The following is a 20,930-nucleotide window of genomic DNA, read 5'->3' as shown; positions in this document are numbered from 1 at the left end:
TGACAGCCCCGTCAAGAGGCCGTCGATACCGATTTCCGATGGCCTCGATCACTCGAACGATCGAGCCCCCTGATCAGGCGGATCGACCGCCTGTTGTCCGAACGACTCCCGCCGGAGTTCACGCGCCGTTCGCCGCTCGGCGACGAACCCGCAGCCGGGTCGAGCCCGCCCGTCCGTAGCGTCGCGATGGTTGCGCACCGCTCGGTGCGAATCCGCACTCGATTCCGGAGGATCCATCCGCATGCCTTTCTCGCGAAAGCCGGCCGTCGCCCTTCCCGGTGCGGTCGCGGTCACGGTGGCGGCCGTCATCGCCGCAGCAGGGGCGGCCGCACCGGTCGCCCACGCCACCGACGACCTCGCCGCGCCGACGTTCAGCGTCGACGGCGGCCGCCACGTCGGCCCGACCACCGTCGAGCTCTCGGCGCCGGCGGGCGCCGACATCCGCTACACGCTCGACGGCTCGATGCCCACGCTCACGAGCCCGCGCTACGAGGAGCCGATCACGATCGAGGAGTCCGCGAACCTCTCGGCCGTCTCCGTGCTCGGCGGCGAGGTGTCCGCCGCCGAGATCGAGGGCTACCTCATCAAGTCCGAGGAGCCGCTGCTCTCGTTCGTCGTCATGAGCGACATCGAGACCACGAGCTACGACGAGGCCAGCCGGGCTCGCTGGGACCACTACTTCGACACGATCACGTCGATCCAGGCCGCGCCCGACCTGATCCTCTCCAACGGCGACCAGATCGCCGACAACAACTACAACACCGGCCCGCACCACCAGGTGATCCGTTCCCTGCTGAGCGACGGCCTCACGAGCCACGGCCTCGACGACACGAAGATGCTCGTCACCTTCGGCAACCACGACGACCGGCTGAACGTGATGTCCCAGTACTACCCGACCGAGTGGTTCCCGCACACTGGCGGCGGCTACTACGAGCAGGTCGTCGAGGGGCACCACTTCCTGATCTTGAACACCGAGGCCTACGACGCGACGCAACGCGCCTGGCTGCAGGGCAGGCTCGCCGCGATCGCGGCCGAGCCCGGCGCACTCAACCGGCCCGTGTTCGTGGTCGGCCACCGCCCGACGCCGGGCACGGTGAACGACGGCGCCCAGGCAACGAACCCGGCGATCGCCGCCGATCTGGCGGCCTACCCGCAGTCGGTCTTCATCTCGGGGCACTCGCACCTGAACGTGAACAGCGAGAAGTCGATCCACCAGAAGGACTTCACGGCCGTGAACGACGGCTCGATGTCGTACTCGCAGATCCCGCGCGACGCGTACCAGAACTACGGCCCGCACCTGATCGACAACTTCACGCTGCCGGTGCCGCAGGCGATCTTCATCGAGGTCTACGCCGACCGCACCGAGATCGACCGCATCGCCTTCAGCGCCGAGCCGCGTCGCACCTACGACGCGAACGGCGGCTGGGCGCCGTACCCGCCGACGGTGCCGACCCCGAGCGCGGGCGCACTGGCCGGCCCGACCTGGACGGTTCGGCTCGACGGGGCGACCGCAGCCGAGGTGAAGGCGAACTTCGACTACACCGACGCCGTCCGCGCCGACCGCACCGCTCCCGTGCTCGGTGACGAGCCGAGCGTGCGTTCGACCGCGACGGGCTCGGTGCTGCGCGTGCCGCGGGCCAGCGACGACGAGCAGGTCTCCGGCTACGACATCACGGTGACGGATGTCGCGACCGGCGCCGCGGCGCTGCCGTTCCGTGCCGGGGCGAAGGTGTCCAGCGACTTCTTCTTCGCGCCGATGCCCTCCGTGCTCGAGATCCCGCTCGCCATCAAGCAGGGCCTCCAGCCCGCCTCACCGGTCGTCTCGCTCACGAACGGCCGCGCGTACACCGCCACCGTGACCGCGGTCGACGGCTGGGGCAATCGCTCCGCGACGACGTCGGTCGACTTCGTCGCCGGCTTCGACGGCGTACCGGTCGAAGCCGAGGCGCGATGCCTCGGGTCGAAGGCGTACGTGACGGTCAAGGCGGCGAACGACGAGGCCGACGCGGTCGCGCTCGCGATCAGCACCGTGTACGGCGAGAAGTCGTTCGCGAACGTGATCGCGGGCAAGAGCTCGGTGCACTCGTTCCCGGTGCGCGCGGCGAGTGCGCCCGCGGGAGCGGTCACCGTGCAGGCGACCCGCGTGATCGGCGGTACTCCCGTGACCGTCGCGACGACTGCTCCGTACGACGCCGCGACCTGCGAGTGAGCCGAACCGACGAACCGAACCCCCCCCGAGACCGATGCACCACGAGAGAGAAGAGATACCCGAGATGAAGAGCATCACCAAGACCACCGCGGCGCGCGTGACGGCCGTCACCGTCGGCGCCATGCTGCTGACGGCCGCGGCCGCCGCCGCGAACGCCGATGAGCTCGTGGGCGGCGACAGCACCGTCGACGTCACCGTCGAGGTGGCCCCGCTGACCGAGCCTGGCGTGCTCGCGATGACCGTGGCCGGCACCGAGGTCGCGCTGACCGAAGGAACGTCGGACGCGCCTGCCGTTCGCGAGTTCACGGGGCAGCTGCCGACCGTGACGATCACCGACACCCGCACGGCGGAGGAGATCCCCGACGCCGCAGCCTGGTACGTGCTCGGCACGACCAGCGACTTCGTCGGTGACGCCGGCCAGGCGCCGATCGGAGCCGGGCACCTCGGGTGGCGCCCGAACCTCGTCGACGGCGGAGCGTCGGGACTCGTCGCCGTCGGCGATGAGGTCGTGACCGTGATCGACGCACCCACGCAGGGCGAGAACAACGTCGGCCTCGTCGACCAGGAGCTGTTCGCCTCGGCGTGGGACTCCGAGGATGTCGCGGCCGACGGCGCATGGACCGCGAACGCGGACCTCTTCCTCCGCACCGCGAGCGACGTGGCACCCGGCAACTACACGTCGAAGCTCACGCTGTCGCTCTTCGAGTGACGGCCACGACCGGCGGGCGCGTCATCCGCGCCCGCCGGTTCGGCCCCGGGTGTTCGGGTCACCCGAGCTTGTCGGCGTGCCGGTGCACGACGCGCCATCCGCCCGGCTCTCGGCGGTACACCTGCGTCGCCCGCAGCGTGAAGGTGCGCGGCTCGCCGTCGACCGATGCCGAGGCGCGCTCGTAGCCCACCGTGTATGCGGCTTCGCCGAGCACGTCGAAGGCGATCAGGTCGAACGCGTAGTCGGTGCAGTTCGAGAAGCTCGTCGACAGCTCCTCGAACGCGTCGACGAGTTCGGCGCGGTTCGAGGCATTGCGCCAGGCGCCGAGCACGCTGACCGGTTCGTCCGCCGACCAGATCGCGCGGCGAGGGCCGTCGTCGCCGTCGAACATGGCGCGTTCGGCCCGCACGAACTCGCTCTGGAGCCAGATCAGGAAATCCTCGCGATCGCTCATGGTCTCAGGATCCTCCGGTCTCCTGCCGTGCACAATCACCTCGTGCGCCGTGCTGGCCTGGAGGCGGCTGCTGTGCCAGTGTGAGCAGCGACCCGTGTCGAGCGTGCGACGGAAGGCCAGTCATGAGCGAGGAATCGGCGATCGTCGCCCCGGCAGTCGCGAGTCCCAGGGCACCCGTGTCCCGCTGGCGGCACCGGCCCTTCATCGAGATCGTCGCCGTCGCGATGCTCTCGGTGACCGCCATCCTCACGGCGTGGTGCGGCTTCCAGGCGTCGAAGTGGAGCGGCGAGCGGTCGATCGCCTTCGCCGAGGCATCCGCTGCCCGGGTCGAGGCGAGCGATGCCGACAACCAAGCGCGTGAGGCCCGGGTCGTCGACCTGATCATCTACTCCGATTGGGTCACGGCGGGCGCTCAGGGCGAGACGGCCCTCGCCGACGCCATCGAGGCCCGGTTCACCCCGCACTTCGCACTCGCCTTCGACGCGTGGCGAGACGGCGACGAGGCGGCCCAGGGCCCGTTCGCGATGCCCGAGTACGTGCCGCCGGGAACAGCCGAGAGCGCGGAACGCTCGGCGTACGCCGAAGCGAGGTTCGCCGACGCGGTCGAGGACACCGAGCGGGGCGACAACTACTCGCTGCTGACCGTGCTGTTCGCCCTCGTGCTGTTCCTGACCGCGATGGCCCAGCGCGACATCCACCACATCGCGGCGTGGATGATGCTCGGGCTCGCGGGTCTCATCGCCGTGGGCGGACTCATCGTGCTGCTCACCTTCCCGACGCGATTCTGAGCCTGCGGCGCTCCGTCGGCGGCGCGGCTCGCCCGTGCTCGCCCCCCGAAAGCGGGTGAGCATCCCTCAGTGTCACCCCTGTCGCGGTGCGATGCCGCGTCACTAGACTCGCGCCAGGCAGGCTGCGGATCATGCGCGAGCAGGGGATGGGACGTCGACCGCCACGGGCATCGGGAGCGGTGCTCGCGGCCGGTGCCGTCCTCGCGCTCGCAGGCTGCAGCGCGAACGTCGGCGACGGCAGCTCGCTCAGCTCGTGGACGGCCGGGATCAGCACGCGATGGCAGTCGTTCGTCGAGGTCGTGCTCGTGCCGGTCGGCGACGCACTGCTCGCGATGCTCGTCGCGTGGCTCGTGCTCGCGGTCGGTGCACGGCTCGTCGCGCTCACGCCGGGCGTGCGGAACCTGACGATCCGCCGTCGCACCGGAGCCGTCCTGCGGGTCGTCGGCTGGGCCCTCGTCGGGATCACCCCGGTCGTCATCGTGATCGCCACCGCCTCCGTGAGCGACGGGTTCGCCGCCTGGCTCGTCGTCGCGCTGCCGCTCGCGCTCGTCGCGATCGCGGTGCTGGGCCCGGGGCTCGCGAGCCGGTCGCGCCTCGACGCCAAGGTGATGGACTCCGACGGCTCGGTGAACACCGCGTGGTCGATCGACGCCCTGAACCAGGTGCGCAATGCGAACCTCGACGACCCCGCCGAGCGCGTCGAGCGGCCGAGCACGCCCGACCTCGGGGAGTTCATCGCGATCGCCGACCGCAGCGGCAGCGGCATCGCCTCCGCGATCGCCTGGCTGTTCCAGGTGCTGTTCAACTCGGCACCGTGGATGCTGCAGGTCACGATCCTCGACGAACGCTCGGGCATCGCGACGCTGCGCCGCAACGGCCACCCGGTCGACGAGGTCGAACTCGAACTCGAGTGGGAGTCGGCCCAGTCCGACCAGCACCGCAAGCTGCTCGCGCTCGCCGCGGGCTTCACCGCGATGACGATGGCCGAGCGGTACCCCGACGTGCGCGGGTTCTATCGCGCGACGGGCTGGAAGTCGGTCGGGTTCCTCGGCCTCGCGCGCATGACGAGCGGCGCCGAGCATCGCCACTACCTGAACCGGGCGATCGAGGAGGACCCGACGAGCATCCTCGCAGAATACGATCGCGTCTTCGACCGGGTCGACGGGCTCGACGACCAGACGGCGCACGAGGCGTTCCTCGACCGCATCGAGCCGATCGTGAACCAGGCGGCCTGGCTCTGCGGCGAGCCGCCGGTGTTCGACGACGTGCCGCCGAAGGTCTGGCACGCGTACGTGCGCACCGCCGCCGCGGTAGGCGGCCGGCGCCTCGACCCCTCAGATGTGCGCGCCGCCCTGCGGCCGATCCGCATCCGCCTCGACGAACGGCGGCGGGCCCGACCGCCCGCACCCGAGCCGCATGCGATGCTGCTGCGCAGCCTGATGGCGTACCTCACAGCGGCCCGCAACTGGTCGGCATTCGTCGACCTCGCCGGCGAGGGCGACGGCGACGGCACGGGCGACGGCGACGGCGTCGCCGTGCGACGCGAACGCATCCACGATGCCGTCGTTCGCTACATCGCGCTCCTCGAGCACCAGACCGGCGGGCCCCGCCGCGACCCGAACCGGGTGCTCTCGCGCATGCGCGCCCGCGCCGCCCTCAGCTACGTGATCTTCACCCCCGGCATCGCCGACGAATGGGCCGCAGCGGATGCCGCCGGCTCCGCCAGCCGCGGTGCACGGCTGCCGGCGAAGCAGACGGAGGCCCGGGTCGCGGCCGCCGCTCGCCGCTGGATGGAGGATGCGAACGGCTCGCTCGAGGTCGAGATCCGCTACTCGTGCGCCTGCTTCACCGCCCGCCGCGCCCTCGCGGTGGCCGCGCCCGAGGAGCACGACGCCCTCGTCGCTGAGGCGATCCGAGGCATCCGCTATGCCAGGCAGGTGGACTTCTACCAGCGGGAGGCCGCGCGCGACCCCGAGCTGATGCTGCTCGGCCGCGAACCGCGCATGCGCGAGCTCGTGCTCGCCCCCATCAGCTCCCCGTGGCAGATCGCCCGGTTCGCGGCGGTGCGCGACCGGCTCGAGCAGCGCGGCATCTTCGATCCGGCCGGCATCGCCGACGCGCCCGGCCTGCTCGGCCTCGGCGACGCCCTCGGCCTCGGCGCCGAGGAGTTCGCGATGCTCGTCGACGCCTCCGAGATCCTCAAGACGGGCATGGCGACCGACGAGGGCTGCCTGACCGAGACCGAACGGCTGCGGGCGGTGCGCTACCTCATCGACGGCGCCGATTTCTCGATCCGCGCGCTCGCGGGACATTTCGCGCAGGAGTTCGACGCCCTGATCCGGTCGGTCGCGCGCGCGGTGCTCTGGGTGCCGACCACCAAGGAGCTCGAGGACATCGCCCGTTTCATGGTCGGCCTGCTCACGCACCTGAACGCAGCGTCGGTCGTCGACGTGCCGTCGTCGCGCCCGGCCGAGCCACCGAAGCCGGCCCCCTCGACGACGGCTCAGGGCTCGGAGCCGAACCCCGCGGTGCCGGCCCGACTCGCGGGCGGCGCCTTCGGGTCGTTCACCGCCTGAATGGCTGTTTTGTGGAAAACCGAACAGGATTCGGCCGCACGACTCGGGCTTGCTAGCATCCGCTCGTGCACATCCTCCGTCGGGTGATCGTCATCGTCGCCGTCACCGCCCTCGTTCTCATCGCCGCGTTCACCGGGGTCTACCTCTGGCAGCAGCCGATCCTGCTGACCGGCACCGGCTACGCCGCGCACAACGCGTGCGCCGTCACCGAGGTCGCCGGTCGCGACGACCCGGCCACCGACCTGCCGCCGAACCCGCTCGTGCCCTACCTGCAGGTCGACGTCGACGTCGACGCCGACCGCACCACGGGCTCGATCCTCGGCGCGATCGCGCACCAGACGGCCTGGTACACCGACGGCTTCGGCTGCACGCTCGCCGACCAGCGGCCCGAGCTCGGCGAGGCCACTGCGATCGACGCCGGAGCCAACCCGTTCACCGACGCCGCAACGCCAGCCGCCCCGACCCCCGAGGCCGACGCCGCGCTCGAGCAGGCGATGGGCCGGGCGTTCGGCGACGAGCTCGCGGCATCCGACCAGGAGGCGCTCGGCACCCGCGCGGTCGTCGTCGTGAAGGACGGTGAGCTCGTCGCCGAACGCTACGCCGACGGCTTCGACGCCGAGACCCCGCAGCTCGGCTGGTCGATGTCGAAGAGCGTCGCCGAACTGATGACCGGAATGCTGGTCGAGCAGGGTGTCGTCTCGCTCGACGACGACCACCTGCGACCCGAATGGACCGACGAGCGCGCCGACATCACCGTCGAAGACCTGCTGCGCATGCAGAGCGGCCTCGAGTGGGACGAGACCTACGACCTCGGCACGCCGATCACCCGCATGCTCTACCTCGAGCCCGACATGGGCAGCTACGTCGCGAGCCTGCCCCTCGAGCACGAGCCCGGCACGGTGCAGGAGTACTCGAGCGGCAGCACGACCCTGCTCTGCTCGGTGCTGACCGAGCGCACGGGCCTCGGCGCCGACCTGCCCCGCCAGACCATCCTCGGCGCGCTCGGGCTGTCGACGGCCGTCTTCGAACCGGATGGCGCGGGCACGCCCGTGTGCTCGTCGTACCTCTGGGCGGCACCCCGCGACTGGGCTGCACTCGGCCAGTTCGCGCTGCAGGATGGCGAATGGAACGGCGAGCAGCTGCTCCCCGAGGGGTGGATGGACGACACCCTCACGAACGTCGACCACGAGGCGACCGACGACCCCGGCTACGCGATGGGCTTCCGCACGAACGTGCTGCCCGACGGCAGCCTGCGCTGGCCCGAGCTGCCCGACGACACCTACTACATGAGCGGGCACGACGGGCAGAAGGTCGTCATGGTGCCCTCGGAGGAGCTCGTCGTGGTGCGCATGGGCTTCACCCCGGCGGCCGACGACGAGCCGTCGGAACGGCAGCTCGTCGCCGACGCGATCGCGGCGCTCGGCTGACCGCAGTGCCGGTCGAGGAGTGCGGCGTATCGAGACCCCGCGAAGCGAGCAGAATCGGAGAAGCACGGGCTGCGAGCGGTGAATATCGTCGAAGACATGAACACGGAAACGACCAAGCTCACCACCATCGACTCGATCACCCTCGACGCGGCCGACCCCGACGCGGCCGCGCGCTTCTACGCCGACGCCTTCGGGCTCGGCCCGCAGGTTCGCCTCCGGGCAGCGGATGCCCCGTCGAGCGGGTTCCGCGGATTCACCATGTCGGTCATCGTGTCGCAGCCGGCCGATGTCACCTCGCTGTTCGACTCCGCGGTCGCCGCCGGCGCCTCCGTGCTGAAGCCGGCCGAGAAGTCCCTGTGGGGCTTCGGCGGCGTCGTGCAGGCACCCGACGGCGCGATCTGGCAGGTCGCGACCTCGTCGAAGAAGGACACGGGACCTGCGACCCGCACGATCGACAACCTCGTGCTGCTCATCGGCGCCGAAGACGTCGGCGCGAGCAAGCGCTTCTACGTCGACCGCGGGCTCGCCGTCGCGAAGAGCTTCGGCAGCTACGTCGACTTCGCCGCCCCCGGCAGCCCGATCGGCCTCGGCCTCTACAAGCGGCGTGCCCTCGCCAAGACCGTCGGCGTCGCCGCCGAGGGCTCGGGGTCGCACCGCATCCGCATCAATGGGGACGCCGGTGCGTTCACCGACCCCGACGGCTTCGAATGGGCGGGTGCGGGGGAGTAGCGCGAGCCGCGGCATCCGTTCGATAGCCTGACGAGATGACCGCACCGGCCGCCCGAACGACCGACCTCGCGCCGACCGCGATCCTCGTCGTCGGCGCGCCGGCGTCGGGCAAGTCGACCGTCGGCCGGCTGCTGGCCGAACGGCTTCGCCCCGGCGCGTTCATCGAGGGCGACACGCTCTGGCAGATGGTCGTCGGCGGGCGCGAGGACATGGCCGACCCGCCCAGCGACGCCGCGCTCGCGCAGCTCGAACTGCGCTACCGGCACGGCGCGATGCTCAGCCGCTCGTTCGTCGAGGCGGGCATCAGCGCTGTGCACGTCGACAACATCTTCGGCGACGGGGTCACCGCGCAGCTCGACCGCATGCCGCGCCGTCGCGCACTCGTCGTGCTGCGGCCGAGCGTCGAGGCGATCGTGCGCCGCGAGACCGAACGCGGCACTGGTGCCTACGACGGGTGGATCGGCGACGACACGCTCGCCGACGCGGTGCGCACGTTCGACGGATGGGTCGGCGAGGTGCCGCCCGTCGGCCTCTGGGTGGACTCGACCGAGCAGACAGCCGAGCAGACGGTCGACTGGATCGTGGACCGGTTGGACTCGGCAATCGTCGGCTGAGTGTTCGACTCGAAATGGCGGCTGACGATGTGGGACGATCGCGCTCGCGGCTGAGAGAATCGACACTGCGCTCCATTCGGGGCGAGCACGCCGCCCAAGAGGAGCACGAATGACCGCCGAAGCCACCACCCCCGGCACACTCCGCCCGCTCAGCGAGCACGACCGCTTCGGCCGCCTGATCGAGCGCCGCGACGGCGCGGACTTCCCATACTACAACGGAGTGCCGGTCGAGCTCTCCGCCGTGAAGTGGATCATCGTGTGGCTCGCGGTCGCCGCGGGCTTCGCAGCGCTCATCTTCATCCCGACGCCGAACAACCTCGGCGCGCTCCTGCCTCGAACGCTCTTCGTGGTGATTCCGCTCGCGGTGCTCGCCCTCGTCGCCGGTCGCGCCTGGACGGCGATCTTCCGCCGGGTGCGCCTCGTCGACGTCGGCAACATGTTCTTCTTCGCGGCGCTCAACATCGTGCTCACCTTCGTGATCGGCGGCATCGTGTCGCTGATCTTCCCGGTGGCGCCGAACGATGTCATCGCAGGAGCGGGTTCGGGCGGCGTGGTCGACACGATCGCCCTGTACGCCGGCAGCGGCATCCAGCTCATCGGTGAAGAGATCTTCGTCGTGCTGCCCTTCCTCGCGCTCATGTACTTCCTGTTCGCGAAGGCCGGCGTCTCGCGCAAGACCGCGATCATCCTCGCCTGGATCATCTCCGCGATCTGGTTCGGCGCGGCGCACCTGCCGACCTACGACTGGAACTGGGTGCAGGCCATCGTCGTCATCGGCTCGGCGCGCATCGCGCTCACCCTCGCGTTCATCCGCACGAAGAACCTCTGGGTGTCGGCGGGCGCGCACATCATCAACGACTGGGTGTTCATCACCGTGTCGGTGCTCACGGCGGCCGCCGTCGTCGGGAGCTGAGGCGTACACATCGGGCCGGAGGTCGACATGGCACGCAGGGACGTTCCCACGAGCACCACGCCCCGCACGATCGCGCGAGTCGCGCTCGCCGCGGGCCTGGTCTTCGCCGGGGTGAGTCATCTCTTCTGGGCGCGCAAGGAGTTCCGCTCGCAGGTCCCGTCGTGGGTGCCGATGGATGCCGACGGCGTCGTCGTGGCATCGGGCGCGGTCGAGATCGGGCTGGGCGCGGCACTCGTGGCACTGCCCCGCGAGCGCCGGCGCATCGGCTGGATCGTGGCCGCGTTCTTCGTCGCCGTGTTCCCGGGCAACATCGCGCAGTTCACCGAGAAGCGAGCCGCATTCGGACTCGATTCCGATCGTGCACGGGGCATCCGCCTGATCTTCCAGCCGTTGCTCGTGGCGTTGGCGATCTGGTCGACCGCCGAGCCGCGCCGCTGACGAGGGGACCATAGGGTGGGGCCATGCCCGTAGTCGCCGACGCACGTGCCGAGCTCATCGCCCTCTGCGAGCGCGGCCTCGACTGGCACCCCGAACTGCCGAAGAGTCGAGCGGATGTCTCGGGCCTCCGCCCGGCCGCGGTGCTCGTGCTCTTCGGGGTGCTCGACTCCGTGCCGAGCCGCACCGGCGGAGCCGTGCCGCGCGACCTCGACGTGCTGCTGCTGCGCCGCGCGGCGACCCTCGGCAGCCACGCGGGGCAGATCGCCTTCCCCGGCGGGCGGCTCGAGGCATCCGATGCCGGGCCCGTCGCCGCCGCGGTGCGCGAGGCCCGTGAGGAGACCGACGTCGACGTCGACGGCATCGAGCCGCTCGGCACGCTGCCGCCCATGCCCGTTCCGGTGAGCAACCACCTGGTGACGCCCGTGCCGGCGTGGTGGACCCGCCCGTCGGAGGTCGCCGCCGTCGATCACGACGAATCGGTCGAGGTGTTCCGGGTGCCGGTCGGCGAGATGCTCGACCCCGCGAACCGTGCGAACACCGAGCACGTCTACGGCGGGCGCGCGTATCGCTCGCCCGCCTTCACGGTGGGAGGCCGCGTCGTCTGGGGGTTCACCGCGCTCGTGCTCTCGCGCATGTTCGACGAGCTCGGCTGGGCCGAGCCGTGGAACCACGAGCGCATCGTCGAGCCCGACGACCTGTAGGGCGTCTCCCTGCCGATGACTCCGAGGTCGTCAGGCTCGCTTGCGGCTCCCGATGTCGTCGGCGAGTCGCTGCACCTCGGCGGGGTCCGCATCCCGGGCGAGTGCGACGTAGTGGTCCATGACGGCCGGCCGGTAGCGCACGGGCAACGTCTGCCCGGGGGCGAGTCGGGTGAGCTCGGTGATCGTGAGGCTCGTGTCCGCGATACCGCGGAACGCGATGCCGTCGGCGGTCTCCACGTCGAGCATCAGGACCACGCGCGGATTGCTGTTGACCTCCCGCCAGTCGACGAGAACGCCGAGCGCGAGCGCCCCGTTGCGCAGTTCGGCGTTGCGCTTGAACGCAGCACTGCTCATGAGCGGGTTCGGGGCCACGCCCGGGAAGTCGGGGCCGACGCCGAGCGATTCCCGACTCAGGTCGGGCCGGAGCCGCTCCATCAGGTCGTCGAGGCCGATCCGCTTCTTCTTCGAACCGAACATCTCGGCCCCTCCCTCCCGCCGGTCCGGAATTCCGGCCCGGCGCTTCGACGTCACCGCGATTGTATGTGCCGGCGGCTCCCCGTCACCGGCTACCCGTTCGGGTTCGTCGCCGCTCCGTCGAGCCAGAGCGTGTCGGTGGCGTCGCTGTGCGCGCCGTCGGTGCCGACGTGCTTGGTGCTGATCGTCGGGCCCTTGGTGATGACGTGCACGAGGGCCATCGCGTGGCCCTGCCCGAGGTCGTAGTCCTCCTTCAGCCAGGCCACGATCGGCGTCGACTTCGTACCGGGGCCGAAGCCCTTCTCGGTCGCGAGATCGACGAACTGGCGTGGCGTGAGCCCGGTCTTCTTCTCGATGTTGTCGAGGTAGGCCTGGAATGACATCTGCGGTCCCTTCGCGGATGCCACCGCGGCATCCCCCTCGAACAGACTCGGGTGCCGAGGCATCCGTCGCCAGTGTTTCGACGTGGGTCGAAAGGTGGGGCGTGCCCGACGATCACATGAACGAGTAGAACGCGGCCTGGCCGAATCCCGTGAACGCGCTCAGCACCTCGGCGCCGCCGAGAGCCGCGCCCGCAGCCGCGAACCCCTTCGGTGCGTCGCGACGCAGGAGCACGATGACGCCGAGCACCAGGGCCGCGATGCCGCAGATGAGCGAGAGCCCGTTGGCGAGCAGGCCCAATCCGCTGATGAGCTCGTACGCCGACGGCAGTCCGGTGCTGATCAGCAACGGCGAGACGAGGCCGAGGAGCCGGGTCATCACGACGGCGGCGGCGCCGATGACGAATGCGATGACCCCGAGCAGCCGGAAGTTCGTCGTCGAGCCCTGGGCGGTGGTCGGTGCGGATTCGCTCATGCGCCCATCATGCCCCAGCGCGTCCCCGGCTCGCGGTGTCCGCGGATGCTGCGAGAGTGAGGTCATGCGACGAATCGGAGCCATCTTCCAGCCCGCCTTCCCACCCGAGCGCCTGCGGTCGACCGTCGAAGCGGCCGAGGCCGGGGGAGTGCCCGAGCTCTGGCTCTGGGAGGACTGCTTCCAGCAGTCGGCGTTCGCGACGGCGGCCGCCGCGCTGGCGTGGACCGAGCGCATGCGGGTCGGCATCGGCGTCGCGCCGATGCCGCTCCGCAACGTCGCCGTCACCGCGATGGAGATCGCGACGCTCGCCCGCATGTTCCCGGGCCGGCTGGTGCCGGGCGTCGGCCACGGCGTGCAGCGCTGGATGGCGCAGACCGGCAGCCGGGTCGCCTCGCCGCTCACGCTCATGCGCGAGTACGTGCCGGCACTGCGGCAGTTGCTCGCCGGCGAAGAGGTCACTACCGACGGGCGCTACGTGAAGCTCGACCGCGTGAAGCTCGACTGGCCGCCCGCCGAGGTGCCGCTCGTCTACGCGGCGGGCGAGGGCCCGAAGACGCTGCACCTCACCGGCGAAGTCGCCGACGGCACCGTGCTCACCGGCGGCACGACGGCCGAGCGCGCCGCCGAGGCCGTCGCCGCGATCGCGGCCGGGCGCACCGCTGCGGGGCGCGACGGGCGCAGCGAAGTGGTCGTCTACCTCATGGCGGCCTTCGGCGGCGGCGACGCCGAGGCCCGCGTCGCGCACGAGCTCACGCAGTGGAACATGCCCGAAGACCAGCGCACCGCGGCGGTGGGCGACGCCTCGGCCGTCGCTGCGGTCGCCGAACGCTACTTCGCCGCCGGGGTCGACGCGGTCGTGCTGCAGCCGACCTCCGATGAGCCCGACCTCGAGGGGTTCATGCGCGGCGTCGGCGAGGTCGCCGGGGCGATCGCGGGCTGACACCGGTCGCTCGGTGGCGGTGAGTGAGCGGATGCCTCGAGCCGGTGCGGCTTCGAGGCATCCGCTCTGCGTCGGTTGCGTCAGGCGCTGCGCGTCAGGCGGTGCGTTTCAGGCGCTGCGGGTCAGGCGGTGCGCCGGCGGCGCACGACCACGGCCGTGATGCCGGCGGCCACGAGAAGTGCCGCGACGAGCGCGGGCACGAGTGCCTGCACGCCGGTGCTCGCGAGGTCCGCTCCGCCCTTGGGGGTCTCGGGGGTGGCCGGGTCGATCGGGGTCGGCACGACCGGGGCATCCGTCGCCGTGTTGGTGACCGTCACGAGGGTCGACGCGCCGTCGGCGATCGTCACCGTGTCGGGACTGAACACGGGCGTGCCCCACTCGACGCCGTCGATCTCGGGCAGGTCGATCTCGGTGAACTCGACGACCGTGCCGACGGGCAGCCCCTCGGGGCCGTCGACGGCGACGCCGTCGGCCCGCACGGTCAGCGTGCCGGTGACCGGCTCGCCGTCGAGCTCGTAGCGGTACTGCACGGTGTACGCGGTGTCATCGGGAACGAGCGCGGATGCCTCGCCGCCGAGCGCCTTCGACACCGAGAAGCCGCCGACGGCGTTCGGTGCCGTGGCGTTCGCCGTGTTCGTGACGGTCACGTGCACGACCTCGCCCGCCGCGATCGTGACGACCTCGGGGCTGATCGTCGCTGGGCCCCACTGCACGCCCGGGATCGTCGGCAGGTCGATCTCGTCGAGGTGCACCACGGTGCCATCGGGCAGGCCCTGCGGGCCGTTGGCGACGGTGCCGTCGGCACGCAGCGGCAGCGTCCCCGTGACGGTGCGGCCGTCGAGCTCGTAGTCGTAGGCGAGGGTGAAGACCGTGTCGCCCGGCACGAGGGTCGCGCCGCTGCCGGTCACGAGCTTGGCAGCGCTGAAGCCGCCGCCGCATCCGAGCGATCCGCCGCCCGTCCAGGGGTAGTTGTGGTGTTCGTTGCCGAGGCCCGAGTAGGTCAGGTCGCCGCCGACGTGCATCCGGCCGTTCGTGCTCGCCGTCACCTCGGTCGTCGCCATGGGAGCGAGCACCGAGCCCATGAACTGGCTCGAGCCGCCGATGAGCAGCGACGTGGCATCGGTGACGTTCCAGAGGATGCGGGATGCCGCGTTGCCGAAGTTCGGGCTCGAGAAGGCGTCGACCCGCTCGCCGTTCAGCGAGAAGTAGTTCGGTGCGAACGACACATCGCTGCCCGTGACGTTGATCAGGATCGGAACGTCGGCGGGGATCGACTCGAAGAACACCTCGAAGGTCGTGGCGAGCGCCGCGCCGTCGACCTCGAAGACCTGCATCGCGTCGCCCGCGGTGCCCGTGAAGGTCACCCGTCCGAACGCGATGTCGGTCGTGCCGGTGGCGGGGCTCGCGCCGAGTGATGCGGACGTGTCGTCGACGATCGACTGGAAGTCCTCGTTCGGTGCCATCGCGGCCGCCCGGCCGAGGTCGACCGTGAGGGTGGCGCCGTTCGTGTCGAAGCTGCCGTTCGCCGCGCCGCCGGCTGCGACCGCGCCGCCGCCGTCGAGGTTCGCGCCGACGTGCACGCTCGTGGTCGGGCCGACGGTGATGTCGCCGCCGACGGCGAGCATCGTCGAGCCGCCCGGGGGCACGATGCCGGAGCCGACGCCGACGGTGCCGACGTTGAACACGCCGCCGTTCGCCTTGTCGAATCGAGCGTTGCCCTCGACGAGCAGCAGTCCCTCGGACTCGGCCGAGGTGCCGGTCGCGAGGTAGTCGCCGCCGGCGAAGACGGCGACGTTCGAGTCGGTGTAGGCCGGTACGTTGCCGATGCCCGGCATCTCGCCGGACGGCGGGCAGAACGGCATCGGGGCGGCAGCGGTCGCGGCCGGGGCGGCCGTGGCCGGGGCGGCTCCGAGCGCGACCGCGCCGATCAGGGCCAGACCGGTCGCGGATGCCGCGGCGATGGCGGTACGCATGACGAAGTGGGTGCGCTCGCGCGCAGAAGCTCGGGTATTCACAGGTCTCCGTGGGAATCGAACGTCGAGACGACGGGCACCGCCTCACTTGAGAGATGGTCGAGTGACGCGATCATGACGACGAGAGTAAGGACTCTTGGCTTTCTCTCAGGTTCGATGGCCTCGACGCAGCACGGTCGGCGCCGCGGCGGCCTGTGGAGAACTTCCCCGGTCGGCGCCGGAAGCTGCAAGGATCGATCGGATGCCGACCTTCGCAGCGTTCGACGGAACCGAACTCGCCTACCACCAGCACCCGGTCGGGTCGGCAGCCAGGCCGCTCGTCTGCGTGCCGGGCGGCCCGATGCACGACTCCCGGTATCTGGGCGACCTCGGCGGTCTCTCGGCGCACCGCGGGCTGATCCTGTTCGATCCCAGGGGCACGGGCGCCTCCGGCGTTCCTTCCGACCTCTCGTCGTATCGATGCGACCGACTCGTCGACGATCTCGAAGCGCTGCGCGAACACCTCGAGCTCGACCGGCTCGATGTGCTCGCGCACTCCGCCGGCACGAACCTCGCGGTCATGTACGCGGCCAGGTACCCCCAGCGCATCGATCGGCTCGTGCTCGTCACGCCGAGCGCGGCTGCGCTCGGCCTGACCGTGACGGCCGAGATGCGCCTCTCCGTCGCGAGACTCAGGTCGGGCGAACCCTGGTTCGCGCCGGCCTACGCCGCGCTGCAGTCGATCGTGGCGGGCGAGGGCGACGACTGGCAGGCGATCGACCCGTTCATCTACGGGCGATGGGATGCCGCGGCGCAAGCGCATCGGGCGGCCGACGAGCGGTATCGCAATGACGAGGCGGCGGCCGTCTTCGCCGCCGAGGGGGCGTTCGACCCCGAGGTGACCCGTGCCGCACTCGCAGCGCTCGCGGCTCCCGTGCTGCTCGTGGCAGGGGAGACCGACCTCAATTCCCCGCCCGCGATGGTGGCCGAGCTGGCGGCGTTGATGCCGGGAGCCGAACTCACCGTGCAAGCAGGGGCCGGCCACTTCCCGTGGCTCGACGACGACTCGTCGTTCACCGCGACGATCGAACGATTCCTGAGTTCCGAGGGCAGTGAGGGTACCGAGGCATCCGAAGCGACTGCCGTCGCGCGCTGAGGCTCAGGCGCCCACCGTCAGCCGCACTTCGACCGCGTCGCCGACGTCGAGCTGTTCGGCAGCACGCACCCACGCCTTGATCGGCACGATGTAGCCGCCGTCCTTCGGCCACAGCGACGTGGTCCACTCGCTGCCGCCGATGCGCACCGTGACCGGCACCATGCCCCAGCCATAGGTGATGAGCGACGCGACCGTCTCGATCGCGTCGCTCTCGTCGTCGGGCACGGTCACGAAGTGCCAGGGCGCGGGGCCGCGCCAGAACCAGATCTCGCCCGCGAAGGTCAGTTCCACGGGTTCAGGATACGGCTCGCCGGCAACACGCCCGGAGGCAGCCCCGGTTCACCTCGCAGTCGCCTCGAGGCCAGCTCCGGGACATCCGCACCCGATTGCATGACGACGGCACCGATGCGCGACCCTCGACCCCCGGCACGGCGGATGAGGGCCGCGCGCGAGCATGCCCGCCCGCCCCTGCAACGAAGGACTCACATGACCACGACGAAGAACGCGACGCGCTGGGGGAGGCGAGGCGCGGTGTCGACCGCACTGCTCGCCATGCTCGCCGGCGTGCTCGCAGCGCCGGCACCGGCGCTCGCCGCCACCGAGGTGCCCTCCGATCCCGTGATCTCGACCGGCACGACGACCTGGAAGTACCTCGACGACGGCTCCGACCCCGCGCGCGGCGCGACGCCGCTGCGCGTCTGGACCACGACCGGCTTCGACGACAGCGCCTGGAAGTCGGCACAGGGCAGCTTCGGCGCCAAGGGCGGAAAGCTCGCCCCGGTCGGCCCGCAGACTCCGAAGACGCTGCTGAACCAGTACCTCGACGGCACGGCCGCGCCCGACGTGCCGACCTTCTTCTTCCGCACGACCTTCGACCTCGCCGCCGGGGTCTCCGACGAGGTCGGATCGATCGTCGGCGACCTCGTCTACGACGACGGCGCCGTGGTGTGGATCAACGGCGAACGCGTCGCGGGCTTCGACGCCGACCGCGTGACCGAGACGAGCAACGTGGAGTACGCCGGATCCGGCGCCTCCGACCCCGCGCCCGGCCACTTCGAGGTCGACGGCGGCGTCCTCGTCGACGGCACCAACACGGTCGCGATCGCGCTCTACCAGGACCGCGCGACGAGCTCCGACATCTACCTCGACCTGACCTCGCTCCGGCTGCTGCCGGCAGGTGATCCCGGCGTACCCGTCGCAGTGCCGCCGACCCGCGTCATCATGACGCCGACCGAGACGCCCGAGACCTCGCAGTCGTTCTCGTGGCTCGCGGGCGACGTCTCGCACACGAGCGGCCAGGTGCAGATCCGGAAGACGGCGGGCGGCGACGTCCGTACCGTGGACGCCTACTCGGCCGGCACGGTCAACGGAAACCCGAAGCAGCACTTCTCGGCGACCGTCGACGCGCTCGCCCCGGCGACGGCGTACACGTACCGCGTCGGGCTCGAGGGCGCCTGGAGCGACTGGCACGAGTTCTCGACCGCCGACCCGGACGACCGCGACTTCCAGTTCGTCTACTACGGCGACGCGCAGATCGGTCTCGACACCACGTGGCCGTCGGTCGTGCGACAGGCCGAGGCGACCGCGCCCGACTCGATCGGCTCGGTGCACGCCGGCGACCTCATCAACACCGGCAGCAACGAGACCGAATGGCTCAACTGGTTCACGGGCATGGAGAACTCGGCGGCCACGACGAACGTCATGGCGGCACCCGGCAACCACGAGTACTCGGGCGACAAGCTGCTGAAGTCGTGGAAGGCGAACTTCGAGTACCCGCACAACAACCCCACCACGGCGACCACGGGCGACCTCGCCGCGCTCGCCGTCGGTGACACGGAGGTCGCGAAGCAGTACGCCGCGTACTTCGCCCACTGGACGCAGTTCGCCGCCGAGACGGTGTACTTCACCGACTACCAGGACATGCGCTTCATCACCTTGAACGCGACCCGCGACACGACCTTCCTGACGCCCGACGCGCTGCCCGGCTGCGCCGGGGCCGAGTGCCCGTCGACGAAGGTCTCGCAGCTCTGGACCGAGTTCCAGGCGGCCTGGCTCGACTACGTGCTCGAGTCCAGCCCCTCGAAGTGGAACGTCGTGACGTTCCACCAGCCCGTCTACTCGGCGTCGGAGGGCCGCGACGAGCCCGTGCTGCGCGAGTACTGGGTGCCGATCTTCGAGAAGCACGACATCGACCTCGTGATGATGGGCCACGATCACACCTACGCGCGCGGCTACAACAACGACGACGTCACCGAGACGCCGGGCATCACCGACGGTCCGGTCTACATCGTCTCGAACTCGGGGGCGAAGCACTACGAGCTCGAGTCCGACGAGAAGAACGTCTGGACGAACAACAACGCCACCCAGGTGCTGCGCGGCGCCGGCGTGACGACCTACCAGGTCGTCGACGTCTCGGGCGACACCCTCGTCTACCGCTCGTACCTCGCCGAGAAGACCGCGGCCGCGACGACCGACCTGCCGGTGGGCGCCGTGTACGACGAGTTCACGGTGACGAAGAAGGACGACGGCCGCAAGTGGGTCACCGAGGCCGGCGTCCTGCCGCCCGTCGACCCCGAGCCCGGCACAGCCCCCGAGCCGGTCGACCCGGCCGAACTCACCGACGACACCCGCGGCGACGTCACGGTTCCGGCGAAGGTCACCGTCGGTGTTCCCTTCACCGTCGGCCTCGGCGAGGCGAAGGCGGGCACCGAGGTCTGGGCGTGGCTGTACTCCGAGCCCACGCAGCTCGGTGCTGCCACCGCCGACGACGGCGGCGAGTTCACGACGGTCGTGCCCGCCTCGACCGCGCCCGGCGAGCACCGGCTGGTCGTGCAGGCGGCCGACGGCGCACTCATCGGCTGGGCGCCGGTGCAGGTGAGTGCCGCACCGAGCGGGGGCGCCGGCACCGGGGGTGCGGGCTCGGCCGGCTCCGGCAGCGCGAGCGGCGACCTGGCGCACACGGGCGCCGAGGCATCCGCTGCACTGTGGGCCGCGGGTGTGCTGCTCGTCCTCGGTGCGATCGTCTCGGTGATCGCGGTGCGTCGCCGTCGCCACGCGGCTTCGATCACGCAGCAGTAATTCAGCGAGCGGATGCCGCGGCATCCGCTCGCTCGGAACGACGAACGCCCGACCGGTTCGACCGGTCGGGCGTTCGCGTGCGTCGTCGTGAACGCCGGAGCCTAGTGCCGAACGGCGCGCTCCGCGGCGGCGGCGTGCACGAACGCGGCGAGCTCGGCGGCCATGGCCTCGGGCTCCCAGCCGTGCTCGCTGCCCGGCATCGCCTTCCACGACGCTCCGGGAATCGCAGCGGCGATGGACTCGGCAGCCGGGGTCATGATGTCGTACGTCTGCTCGCCGACCATCGCGAGCACCGACACGCGGATGCCGCCGAAGAGTTCCGCGTGCGGCGCGGATTCGGCCCACGCGAGGGACTCCCCGTCGGGGCGCAGGCTCGGAGCCTGCTCGATCATGGCGGGGATGCTGCGCACGATCTCGAGGATCTCGGGCGGCATGTCGCGCATGTAGGTGTCGAGGGCGCCGCCGTGGTCGCCGGCGTCGATCAGGCGGTTCACCTCGTCGGCCCATTCGCGCGCGCCGCTGTCGGGCGGGGCGAGTGGCGCCTCCCAGAGGGCGAGCCCGTCGACCGCGAGGCCTGCGACCGCAGCCCGCAGCGAGATGGAGCAGCCGGAGGAGTGGCCGCACAGCACCGCGCTCCCGCCGGTGGCCTCGATGAGCGCCTCGATCGCCGCGAGTTCGCGTTCGAGGGTGATGACGCCCTCGGCGACGCTCTCGCCGCGGCCGACGCGGTCGTACACGATCGCCGAGACGCCGAGGCCGGCGAGGAGTTCTGCGGTTCGGGTGGTCTCGGGATCGATCGCCCGCCACGGGCCGGCGCCGGCGACGAAGACGAGGGCGGGCCCCGAGCCGTGGCGGTCGTAGGCGATGCGATCGCCGCTCGCGGTGGTGACGAACTCGGACATGGTGGTTCCTCTCGT

20 protein-coding genes are annotated in these 20,930 nt (G+C 71.0%); 13 read left to right on the top strand and 7 right to left on the bottom strand.

Going from position 1 to position 20,930, the window contains the following annotated elements; translation table 11 throughout:
- The first annotated feature begins 241 nt into the window (after positions 1-241).
- A complete protein-coding gene (locus tag ESP57_RS06445; RefSeq protein WP_129230972.1) occupies positions 242-2,209 on the top strand; it encodes a chitobiase/beta-hexosaminidase C-terminal domain-containing protein in 1,968 nt (655 codons plus the stop codon).
- A 64-nt stretch (positions 2,210-2,273) separates the two neighbouring features.
- The gene (locus ESP57_RS06440; RefSeq protein WP_129230971.1) at positions 2,274-2,918 is read left to right on the top strand and encodes a hypothetical protein; all 645 of its coding nucleotides are present in this window, start codon (positions 2,274-2,276) and stop codon (positions 2,916-2,918) included.
- A 58-nt stretch (positions 2,919-2,976) separates the two neighbouring features.
- Here ESP57_RS06440 and ESP57_RS06435 read toward each other — a convergent pair whose 3' ends face one another.
- Positions 2,977-3,372 carry a nuclear transport factor 2 family protein gene (locus tag ESP57_RS06435; protein WP_056004983.1) on the bottom strand — a complete coding sequence of 132 codons (396 nt, stop codon included), beginning with the start codon at positions 3,370-3,372 and terminating at the stop codon, positions 2,977-2,979.
- Between the two features lie 122 nt (positions 3,373-3,494).
- Between ESP57_RS06435 and ESP57_RS06430 the strand changes: the two genes are divergently transcribed.
- The 8 genes from ESP57_RS06430 (at position 3,495) to ESP57_RS06395 (ending at position 11,558) form a co-directional block, all read left to right on the top strand.
- On the top strand, positions 3,495-4,160 hold the full coding sequence (locus ESP57_RS06430) for a hypothetical protein (protein WP_243648432.1): 666 nt from the start codon (positions 3,495-3,497) through the stop codon (positions 4,158-4,160).
- A gap of 131 nt (positions 4,161-4,291) precedes the next feature.
- Positions 4,292-6,736, top strand: coding sequence for a hypothetical protein (locus ESP57_RS18400; RefSeq protein WP_165877392.1), 2,445 nt, complete (start codon positions 4,292-4,294; stop codon positions 6,734-6,736).
- 65 nt (positions 6,737-6,801) lie between these two features.
- Positions 6,802-8,163 (top strand): serine hydrolase domain-containing protein, encoded by a 1,362-nt coding sequence (locus ESP57_RS06420; RefSeq protein WP_129230970.1) that lies wholly within the window; start codon positions 6,802-6,804, stop codon positions 8,161-8,163.
- Between the two features lie 96 nt (positions 8,164-8,259).
- Positions 8,260-8,892: a VOC family protein gene (locus ESP57_RS06415; protein WP_129230969.1), complete on the top strand. Its 633-nt coding sequence runs from the start codon at positions 8,260-8,262 to the stop codon at positions 8,890-8,892.
- A 35-nt stretch (positions 8,893-8,927) separates the two neighbouring features.
- On the top strand, positions 8,928-9,506 hold the full coding sequence (locus ESP57_RS18395) for an AAA family ATPase (RefSeq protein ID WP_165877391.1): 579 nt from the start codon (positions 8,928-8,930) through the stop codon (positions 9,504-9,506).
- A 109-nt stretch (positions 9,507-9,615) separates the two neighbouring features.
- Entirely contained in the window at positions 9,616-10,419 is an 804-nt protein-coding gene (locus tag ESP57_RS06405; RefSeq protein ID WP_129230967.1) for a CPBP family intramembrane glutamic endopeptidase, read from the top strand.
- Between the two features lie 27 nt (positions 10,420-10,446).
- Positions 10,447-10,857: a DoxX family protein gene (locus ESP57_RS06400; protein WP_129230966.1), complete on the top strand. Its 411-nt coding sequence runs from the start codon at positions 10,447-10,449 to the stop codon at positions 10,855-10,857.
- A 23-nt stretch (positions 10,858-10,880) separates the two neighbouring features.
- Positions 10,881-11,558, top strand: a complete 678-nt coding sequence (locus tag ESP57_RS06395) for an NUDIX hydrolase (protein WP_129230965.1) — start codon at positions 10,881-10,883, stop codon at positions 11,556-11,558.
- A 30-nt stretch (positions 11,559-11,588) separates the two neighbouring features.
- Here ESP57_RS06395 and ESP57_RS06390 read toward each other — a convergent pair whose 3' ends face one another.
- The 3 genes from ESP57_RS06390 to ESP57_RS06380 form a co-directional block, all read right to left on the bottom strand.
- Positions 11,589-12,035 carry a hypothetical protein gene (locus ESP57_RS06390; RefSeq protein WP_129230964.1) on the bottom strand — a complete coding sequence of 149 codons (447 nt, stop codon included), beginning with the start codon at positions 12,033-12,035 and terminating at the stop codon, positions 11,589-11,591.
- Between the two features lie 89 nt (positions 12,036-12,124).
- Positions 12,125-12,415, bottom strand: coding sequence for a DUF4287 domain-containing protein (locus ESP57_RS06385; RefSeq protein WP_115963443.1), 291 nt, complete (start codon positions 12,413-12,415; stop codon positions 12,125-12,127).
- 112 nt (positions 12,416-12,527) lie between these two features.
- Positions 12,528-12,887 (bottom strand): hypothetical protein, encoded by a 360-nt coding sequence (locus ESP57_RS06380; RefSeq protein ID WP_129230963.1) that lies wholly within the window; start codon positions 12,885-12,887, stop codon positions 12,528-12,530.
- 64 nt (positions 12,888-12,951) lie between these two features.
- Here ESP57_RS06380 and ESP57_RS06375 point away from each other — a divergent pair, with 64 nt between their 5' ends.
- Entirely contained in the window at positions 12,952-13,827 is an 876-nt protein-coding gene (locus ESP57_RS06375; protein ID WP_129230962.1) for an LLM class flavin-dependent oxidoreductase, read from the top strand.
- Between the two features lie 122 nt (positions 13,828-13,949).
- On the opposite strand, the gene ESP57_RS06370 is transcribed toward ESP57_RS06375, so the two are convergent.
- On the bottom strand, positions 13,950-15,800 hold the full coding sequence (locus tag ESP57_RS06370; protein ID WP_129230961.1) for a choice-of-anchor A family protein: 1,851 nt from the start codon (positions 15,798-15,800) through the stop codon (positions 13,950-13,952).
- Between the two features lie 241 nt (positions 15,801-16,041).
- Here ESP57_RS06370 and ESP57_RS06365 point away from each other — a divergent pair, with 241 nt between their 5' ends.
- Complete coding sequence (locus tag ESP57_RS06365) at positions 16,042-16,935, top strand: alpha/beta fold hydrolase (RefSeq protein ID WP_129230960.1); 894 nt, start codon at positions 16,042-16,044, stop codon at positions 16,933-16,935.
- Between the two features lie 3 nt (positions 16,936-16,938).
- Here ESP57_RS06365 and ESP57_RS06360 read toward each other — a convergent pair whose 3' ends face one another.
- Positions 16,939-17,226, bottom strand: a complete 288-nt coding sequence (locus ESP57_RS06360) for a DUF1905 domain-containing protein (protein WP_115963099.1) — start codon at positions 17,224-17,226, stop codon at positions 16,939-16,941.
- Positions 17,227-17,421: 195 nt separating this feature from the next.
- On the opposite strand from ESP57_RS06360, the gene ESP57_RS06355 reads away from it, so the two are divergent.
- A complete protein-coding gene (locus ESP57_RS06355; protein WP_129230959.1) occupies positions 17,422-20,013 on the top strand; it encodes a purple acid phosphatase family protein in 2,592 nt (863 codons plus the stop codon).
- 101 nt (positions 20,014-20,114) lie between these two features.
- Here the strand turns inward: ESP57_RS06355 and ESP57_RS06350 are convergent, their stop codons facing one another.
- Positions 20,115-20,915 carry an alpha/beta fold hydrolase gene (locus ESP57_RS06350; RefSeq protein ID WP_129230958.1) on the bottom strand — a complete coding sequence of 267 codons (801 nt, stop codon included), beginning with the start codon at positions 20,913-20,915 and terminating at the stop codon, positions 20,115-20,117.
- Positions 20,916-20,930: the final 15 nt, after the last annotated feature.

It is taken from the genome of Agromyces fucosus (genome assembly GCF_004134865.1).
GTDB classification, from domain to species: Bacteria; Actinomycetota; Actinomycetes; order Actinomycetales; family Microbacteriaceae; genus Agromyces; species Agromyces fucosus.
This window is presented reverse-complemented; position numbering and strand designations above follow the sequence as displayed.

What these genes read in the sequence shown, in the direction of transcription:
- ESP57_RS06445 (WP_129230972.1), top strand. Translation starts at nt 242, where the DNA reads ATGCCTTTCTCGCGAAAGCCGGCCGTCGCCCTTCCCGGTGCGGTCGCG.
- ESP57_RS06440 (WP_129230971.1), top strand. Translation starts at nt 2,274, where the DNA reads ATGAAGAGCATCACCAAGACCACCGCGGCGCGCGTGACGGCCGTCACC.
- ESP57_RS06435 (WP_056004983.1), bottom strand. Translation starts at nt 3,372, where the DNA reads ATGAGCGATCGCGAGGATTTCCTGATCTGGCTCCAGAGCGAGTTCGTG.
- ESP57_RS06430 (WP_243648432.1), top strand. Translation starts at nt 3,495, where the DNA reads ATGAGCGAGGAATCGGCGATCGTCGCCCCGGCAGTCGCGAGTCCCAGG.
- ESP57_RS18400 (WP_165877392.1), top strand. Translation starts at nt 4,292, where the DNA reads ATGCGCGAGCAGGGGATGGGACGTCGACCGCCACGGGCATCGGGAGCG.
- ESP57_RS06415 (WP_129230969.1), top strand. Translation starts at nt 8,260, where the DNA reads ATGAACACGGAAACGACCAAGCTCACCACCATCGACTCGATCACCCTC.
- ESP57_RS18395 (WP_165877391.1), top strand. Translation starts at nt 8,928, where the DNA reads ATGACCGCACCGGCCGCCCGAACGACCGACCTCGCGCCGACCGCGATC.
- ESP57_RS06405 (WP_129230967.1), top strand. Translation starts at nt 9,616, where the DNA reads ATGACCGCCGAAGCCACCACCCCCGGCACACTCCGCCCGCTCAGCGAG.
- ESP57_RS06400 (WP_129230966.1), top strand. Translation starts at nt 10,447, where the DNA reads ATGGCACGCAGGGACGTTCCCACGAGCACCACGCCCCGCACGATCGCG.
- ESP57_RS06395 (WP_129230965.1), top strand. Translation starts at nt 10,881, where the DNA reads ATGCCCGTAGTCGCCGACGCACGTGCCGAGCTCATCGCCCTCTGCGAG.
- ESP57_RS06390 (WP_129230964.1), bottom strand. Translation starts at nt 12,035, where the DNA reads ATGTTCGGTTCGAAGAAGAAGCGGATCGGCCTCGACGACCTGATGGAG.
- ESP57_RS06385 (WP_115963443.1), bottom strand. Translation starts at nt 12,415, where the DNA reads ATGTCATTCCAGGCCTACCTCGACAACATCGAGAAGAAGACCGGGCTC.
- ESP57_RS06380 (WP_129230963.1), bottom strand. Translation starts at nt 12,887, where the DNA reads ATGAGCGAATCCGCACCGACCACCGCCCAGGGCTCGACGACGAACTTC.
- ESP57_RS06375 (WP_129230962.1), top strand. Translation starts at nt 12,952, where the DNA reads ATGCGACGAATCGGAGCCATCTTCCAGCCCGCCTTCCCACCCGAGCGC.
- ESP57_RS06370 (WP_129230961.1), bottom strand. Translation starts at nt 15,800, where the DNA reads ATGCGTACCGCCATCGCCGCGGCATCCGCGACCGGTCTGGCCCTGATC.
- ESP57_RS06365 (WP_129230960.1), top strand. Translation starts at nt 16,042, where the DNA reads ATGCCGACCTTCGCAGCGTTCGACGGAACCGAACTCGCCTACCACCAG.
- ESP57_RS06355 (WP_129230959.1), top strand. Translation starts at nt 17,422, where the DNA reads ATGACCACGACGAAGAACGCGACGCGCTGGGGGAGGCGAGGCGCGGTG.
- ESP57_RS06350 (WP_129230958.1), bottom strand. Translation starts at nt 20,915, where the DNA reads ATGTCCGAGTTCGTCACCACCGCGAGCGGCGATCGCATCGCCTACGAC.